General features: G+C 58.0%; 3 protein-coding genes and 1 pseudogene. 1 reads left to right on the plus strand and 3 read right to left on the minus strand.

Annotated elements, in window-relative coordinates:
• Positions 1-125: 125 nt before the first annotated feature.
• From FJ398_27395 to FJ398_27405, 3 genes and pseudogenes are all read right to left on the minus strand, one after another.
• A pseudogene (locus tag FJ398_27395) lies at positions 126-369 on the minus strand (hypothetical protein).
• A 7-nt stretch (positions 370-376) separates the two neighbouring features.
• On the minus strand, positions 377-1,465 hold the full coding sequence (locus FJ398_27400; protein ID MBM3841603.1) for a PilT/PilU family type 4a pilus ATPase: 1,089 nt from the start codon (positions 1,463-1,465) through the stop codon (positions 377-379).
• A gap of 27 nt (positions 1,466-1,492) precedes the next feature.
• Positions 1,493-1,819, minus strand: a complete 327-nt coding sequence (locus FJ398_27405; GenBank protein ID MBM3841604.1) for a hypothetical protein — start codon at positions 1,817-1,819, stop codon at positions 1,493-1,495.
• 154 nt (positions 1,820-1,973) lie between these two features.
• Between FJ398_27405 and FJ398_27410 the strand changes: the two genes are divergently transcribed.
• Positions 1,974-2,111, plus strand: a 138-nt coding sequence (locus tag FJ398_27410; GenBank protein ID MBM3841605.1) for a prepilin-type N-terminal cleavage/methylation domain-containing protein, incomplete at its 3' end; no start/stop codon positions are given.

Here is a 2,111-nt window from a genome sequence, read left to right on the forward strand (position 1 = left end):
CGCCAAAGGCCGCCTGGCTTCGTTGCTCCTCAGTCGAAGATCCAGGGAGGATATTCTCCTTCGTTGCGCCTCGCCATCCGGCCTTTGGCGCGAAAACAGGACCCCGCGGAATTTTCGGACACGCTCTAAGAGCCTGTCTGAAAATTGCGAGGGGCGCTGCGGCGAGGGATTTGGCTGTGGCCAAAGCGGCGAGGTCCGAGCATCCCCGCGCGGGCTGTAAGGGCCGAGCCAACGCAGGCCGCAGACAAAAGACCCGCCCGGAGGGTTTTCGAGCAAAAGGCCGTCTGGCTTCGTTGCTCCTCAGTCGAAGACCTTCGTCGCGCCTGATACGGCCTTTTGCTCGAAAACAGCACCCCGCGGAATTTTCAGACAGGCTCTAACCGAGAATTCGCCGTCCTTCGTCGAGGAAGATGCCTTTGAAGTTCATCTCCAGGGCCTGAGGATTTGAGGCTTTGGCCAGGGCTTCTTTCTCGGTGACCTTGCGGTCTTTGACCAACTGGAAGAGGGCCTGATTGAAGGTCTGCATCCCGTCCTCGACCCCGGTCTCAATGGCGGCGGGCAGTTTATCCAGGCGATTTTCCTCGAGCAATTTGCGGACGGTGGGGGTGTTGATCAGGATTTCCAGGGCCGGCGTGACACCTCCCGTGGCCGTGCTCACCATGCGCTGGCAGATCACGGCCTGCATCGTCCCGGAGAGCTGACGCCGGATTTGTTCGCGCTCGTCAGCCTTGAAGAAATCAAGGATGCGGCTGATCGACTGCGCGGCATTGGTGGTGTGGAGCGTGGACAGGACCAGATGCCCCGTGTCCGCTGCGCTCATCGCGGCCGTAAAACTGATCGAATCCCGCATTTCCCCGATCATGATGACATCGGGATCCTGCCGAACAATATGGCGGAGGCCGGCGGCGAAGGTTTGCGTGTCCAGGCCAACCTCCCGCTGTTCGATCACGGATTGGTTGTCTTCAAAGACATATTCGATGGGATCTTCCAGCGTGATGATGTGCTTTTTGAAGTTCGCGTTGATGTGCTCGATCATCGCCGCCAGCGTCGTGGATTTGCCGCAGCCGGTGGAACCCGCCACCAGGACAATGCCGCGGGGAGATTCGGCCAGCCGTTTGACGATGGGGAGCAAACCCAACTCCTCGAAGCTTGGCACCTGCGTTTTGACATAGCGCATCGAGAGGCAGAATTCTCCCTTTTGCTGAAAGACGTTGGTCCGAAAACGCCCGATGCCCGGCGCGTAGTAGGAAAAATCCACTTCCCGATCTTCCTCCAGCCTTTGCTGGACGTGCCGGGGCAGAATCTTGTGAACGATCTCGTTGAGCCATTGCGCGGTCGGGACGGGCGCCTCGATCGCTATGAGCTGCCGATTGATCCGAAAAATGATCGGCCCGCCGATCTTGACGTGGACGTCGGACGCGCCGCCTTTGATGGCCGTGTCCAGAATGCGGTGGAATATTTCCATGCCCTCCGCTCCCTGCCTGCGGACGCTTCAGGCAGTCTGCGAAAACGCAAGTTCCGAAAGACGCTCCTGGGACTGGGGTGTCAGGTCCATGAAAACCATGGAGACCACGTAACCGGTGTGGCGGCTGCCGATGCAATCCACCACAATGCCGGTGCAGTGAACTTTCTTGGTGTTCCGGCGAGAGTGCAGGTCAACGGTCATTTCGGTCCACTTCGGGATCGGCGAAGTCGAGCAGAATTCGATCCCGTTTTTGCGGAAGCGGATGGCCTGGGCAGGCAGGCTGAGTTCCGTTTGATTGGAATGGAGTTGAACAGGGTGGAAGACACCGGACGTATCGAGTTTACTCGTGCTCATAGCAGGGCAATGCACTGTATCATATGTCCGGACATCGTCAATTGAAGATGCCGAACCCGCGTTTCGCCTTGAATGGCCACCCCCAGCCAGGCACACTCCAGCCACGTCGAAAAAGCAAATGCCTATCAGTATCAGTCAGTCAGAAAGGATTGACATGAAACTATACCGCAACCGCTGCGCATTTACGCTGATTGAACTCTTGGTCGTGATTGCGATCATCGCGATCCTTGCTGGGATGCTTTTGCCCGCGTTGAGCAAGGCGAAGCTCAAGGGCCAACAGACAGTCTGCCTG

The sequence above is a fragment of the Verrucomicrobiota bacterium genome, assembly GCA_016871535.1.
Lineage (GTDB): Bacteria > Verrucomicrobiota > Verrucomicrobiia > Limisphaerales > SIBE01 > VHCZ01.

Bases quoted from the DNA above. Each gene is read 5' to 3' on its own strand.
- FJ398_27400 (MBM3841603.1), bottom strand. From the start codon at position 1,465: ATGGAAATATTCCACCGCATTCTGGACACGGCCATCAAAGGCGGCGCG.
- FJ398_27405 (MBM3841604.1), bottom strand. From the start codon at position 1,819: ATGAGCACGAGTAAACTCGATACGTCCGGTGTCTTCCACCCTGTTCAA.